This is a genomic window from Sutterella massiliensis, from assembly GCF_016899755.1.
Taxonomy (GTDB): Bacteria; Pseudomonadota; Gammaproteobacteria; order Burkholderiales; family Burkholderiaceae_F; genus Sutterella; species Sutterella massiliensis.
Map to the genome: position 1 here is coordinate 1 of NZ_JACJJC010000165.1, position 797 is coordinate 797.

Annotated in this window: 1 protein-coding gene; it reads right to left on the reverse strand. The window is 57.6% G+C overall.

Features of this window, described 5'->3' with window-relative positions:
* The coding region (locus H6A60_RS11930; RefSeq protein ID WP_205104915.1) for a conjugal transfer protein TraH at window positions 1-797 on the reverse strand (797 nt) is incomplete at both ends.

A 797-nucleotide genomic window follows, 5' to 3' on the forward strand; every position in this document is an offset into this window, starting at 1 on the left:
CTTCGAGGCACTTCCGGCAGCGCCGCCCGTGTTGTCCTGTGTTTCTTCCGGCTTTTCAACAATGACGGTGCCCGTTATGGACATCAGCATCTCGTAGACAGGACGGTCCGTACCGATCGTCTGGACGAACCACTTGGCAACGTCGTTGCTGCGCAATTCCTTCCAAACGATGTTCCCGTAGAGCTTTTCGGCCGTCTCCGGATCGCGGGCAACCTGACTAGCGGCATCTTTGCCGCCGATTTCCATAACGCTGTCCATGAAGCTTTCCGTCATGCCCAGCTGAGCCGCACTGTTGAACTCTTTGCTCTTTCGTGCGTAGTCCACGCCGTCGGCCACGTCGTTGACGAGACCCTGCGCGAGCTGACAGGAGTTGCCGGCGAACTGATTGAGTTTCTGGATTTTTTCCTGAAGGGTATTGATGATCGCCGTGCACTGAGGACAGGTGGTATCGAGCGCGATTTCAAAGGCGTAGCCGACCGCATTGGAGGCAACGGCACGCAGAAGCTGCACGAACTGATCGGCGTTGATGAAGGAAAAGCTGCCTGCGAAAAAGTCGATGCCCCCGCAGCCGCCCTTCCAGGAAGGCGGTGCAAAAGCCGCAATTTGCGTGTCGACAATTTTGTTGCGCGAATAGAAACTCCCGCCCGTCAGAACGCCTCGACGCTGCGTTTCGTAGACGCCCGGTTTTGAGACGTTAACCATCGAATTGAAGATTTGGTCCATCTGACTTTGAAGCGGTCCGGCATAAAGCGGCGCGGCGCCAAGGACGAGCGCGGCTGCGAGGGCGGCCGTCGTCC